This is a genomic window from Fundidesulfovibrio putealis DSM 16056, from assembly GCF_000429325.1.
GTDB classification, from domain to species: Bacteria; Desulfobacterota; Desulfovibrionia; order Desulfovibrionales; family Desulfovibrionaceae; genus Fundidesulfovibrio; species Fundidesulfovibrio putealis.
The window spans coordinates 253,666-256,274 of record NZ_KE386886.1 but is presented as its reverse complement, the minus strand read 5'-3'; the positions used below and the strand labels follow the sequence as shown (position 1 = coordinate 256,274).

At 59.4% G+C, this 2,609-nt stretch carries 2 protein-coding genes; both read left to right on the top strand.

Annotated features, from left to right (window positions below):
* Positions 1 to 588 precede the first annotated feature (588 nt).
* Complete coding sequence (locus G453_RS0121280; protein WP_235731830.1) at positions 589 to 2,346, top strand: methyl-accepting chemotaxis protein; 1,758 nt, start codon at positions 589 to 591, stop codon at positions 2,344 to 2,346.
* 27 nt (positions 2,347 to 2,373) lie between these two features.
* Positions 2,374 to 2,609 (top strand): chemotaxis protein CheW (locus tag G453_RS28955; RefSeq protein WP_043647029.1); only part of this gene is annotated, 236 nt, incomplete at its 3' end.

Here is a 2,609-nt window from a genome sequence, read left to right as displayed (position 1 = left end):
CCTCCGGCAATGGGGGTATCCGTGAAGACGGATTACCTGCGCGGCATCGGCAAGGCGGACGGCAGGTTCATCCTCGTCCTGGACATCGCCCAGGTCCTTGGAACCGATGAAGTCCTGGCGCTTGGCGAGCTGAGCAGTGTGGACGTCCTGGAATCTGTCACCGGCGCGGCTTCCTGAAATGAATATGGAGTGGATATTGGGTTAAGTGGCTTGAATTGTGATTTGTTGAAGTCTCCTATGTGCACACGGACAGAAGATGCGTTGTTGTTGGGGGCATGCTGAAAGCGCAGTCCCTTATGCCGTGGCGGGCGTTAATCCCATCGTCACTATAAGATTCTTGGCATGGAGAACGGCAAGTTGTCAGCCAAGCTGGTCGGTGGGCTCACCATGTGTCGCCTCATGAACTTCGCGTAACTCGCAGGAGAGAACATGATTCAAAATCTGAAGGTATCTTCGAAGCTTGCCTTGGGGTATTCCGTCGTAATTTGTATGTTCATATCCCTGAGCGTCTTTCAGGTTTTGTCCATGTCCAGCCTGGGTGACATACAGGACCATGGTGCAAAGAGGGCTTTGGAACTCAAGGAGATCATGGACACGTCACTGCGCATAGCGGGTATATATACCATCATCGCCGATGCGCAGATAAACAGGAACTTAAGCCAGACAGTAACCAGCTTCGCCCAGGCCAAGAATTCGGCCCGCGACGACATGAAGCGCGTGGAATCATTGGCCGACAATGCACATGAAAAGGAACTCGCAAAGCGATTCGCAAGCAATTACCAGCGTTACCTGGATATGTTCGAAACTCAGATGCTTCCCAAGCTTGCGGCTATAGAGAAACTGCCAAAGGAATCCAAGGAACTTGCTGCTGAAGAGGAGGCTCTCCGCGCGTTCGATGACGCCATAGACAAGATTCGCGAAGAAACCCTCGCTCCCCTGGGAGAAATCACCGCCTCGCTTGCAGAGGAGAACGCCAAGGGCGATGAGGAATATGACAGTCGCAGCACCATGGCCGTACGTGTAGTCATGGCCTTGACTGCGTTGGCCGTACTGATCGCTGTCTTGTTCACGGTAATTACTTCCAGGGTCATCACACGCCCCTTGGCCAAGGGCGTGGCCTTCGCGGAAGGCCTGGCCAGGGGCGACCTGGAACAGAACCTGGACATTCACCAGACGGACGAGCTCGGCGTCCTGGCAGGCGCGCTCCGCAAAGTGGGGGACGCCGAACGCGAGGTTGCAGCCATCGCCGTCCGCATGGCCCAGGGCGAACTCGAAGGGCTGGATGTGTCCAAGCGTTCCGACAAGGACGTCCTGCTGGAGTCCATCAAGGATATGCTTAAAGCCGAGCGCTTCGTGGCCGACATGGCCCGCAAGCTTTCGGAAGGCGACCTGAGGGTGGTGGTGAAGCCCCGCTCCGAGGAAGACTCGCTGCTCATTTCTCTGAAGGAGATGGTGGAGCGGCTCAACAACGTGGTGATGGAAGTCCAGGCCGGAGCCAGCAACATGGCCGCCGGAAGTGAGGAACTATCCGCATCGGCCCAGAGTCTCTCCCAGGCCACCACGGAGCAGGCCGCTGCTTTGGAAGAATCCTCCGCATCCATGGAGGAGATGGCTTCCAGCATCAGCCAGAACGCCGACAACGCCCGCCAGACCGAGGGCATCGCGGTCAAGGCTGCCGGGGACGCGCGCGAGTCCGGCGAAGCCATGATTCAGACCGTGGCCGCCATGAAGGAGATCGCCCAGAAGATTTCCATTATTGAAGAGATTGCCCGCCAGACCGACCTTCTGGCCCTGAACGCCGCCATCGAGGCCGCCCGCGCGGGCGAGCACGGCAAGGGTTTCGCCGTGGTGGCCGCCGAGGTGAGGAAGCTGGCCGAACGCAGCCAGCAGGCCGCCGCCGAGATCAACACCCTGTCGTCGAGCAGCACCGCCGTAACCGAGAGCACAGGGGCTCTCCTGAACCGTCTAGTACCGGACATTCAGAAGACGGCCGAACTTGTGCAGGAGATCAGCGCCGCCAGCACCGAGCAGAACTCCGGGGCCATCCAGGTGAACAAGGCGCTCCAGCAGCTGGACCAGGTGGTGCAGCAGAACGCCTCTGCTTCCGAGGAATTGTCCTCCACCGCCGAGGAATTGTCCTCCCAGGCCGAGCAGCTTCAGAGCGTGATCTCCTTCTTCCAAGTGGAAGGCGGGGGGCAAGCCCCCGGCAGGCCCCTGCGGAGAGCCGCGAGGTCCCAGCAGGCCAGGATACCGGCCAAGACACAGCCGCCGAAGAGCAAGGGAGGCGTCGTGCTCAGCTTGGGTGGTGAGGAAGAGTCGGACTCCCGGGATTTTGAACGGTTCTAGGCAGAACCGCTGGACAGGAGAATCCTCATGAGCGACACGGCGCTTCCGATTTCCAATCGTTTTCTTACGTTCACCCTGGGCAAGGAAATGTTCGCCCTGGACATCACATCTGTCCGGGAAATACTGGACATGACCGATATAACCCGCATCCCCCAGACTCCCGCCGCAGTGCGCGGCGTGGTGAACGTGCGCGGCGCGGCGGTGCCCGTCATCGACCTGCGCCTGCGTTTCGGCATGGAGGAGGCGCAGCGTACCGTGAACAC

Coding starts and splice junctions, on each gene's coding strand:
- G453_RS0121280 (WP_235731830.1), top strand. CDS start 589: ATGGACACGTCACTGCGCATAGCGGGTATATATACCATCATCGCCGAT.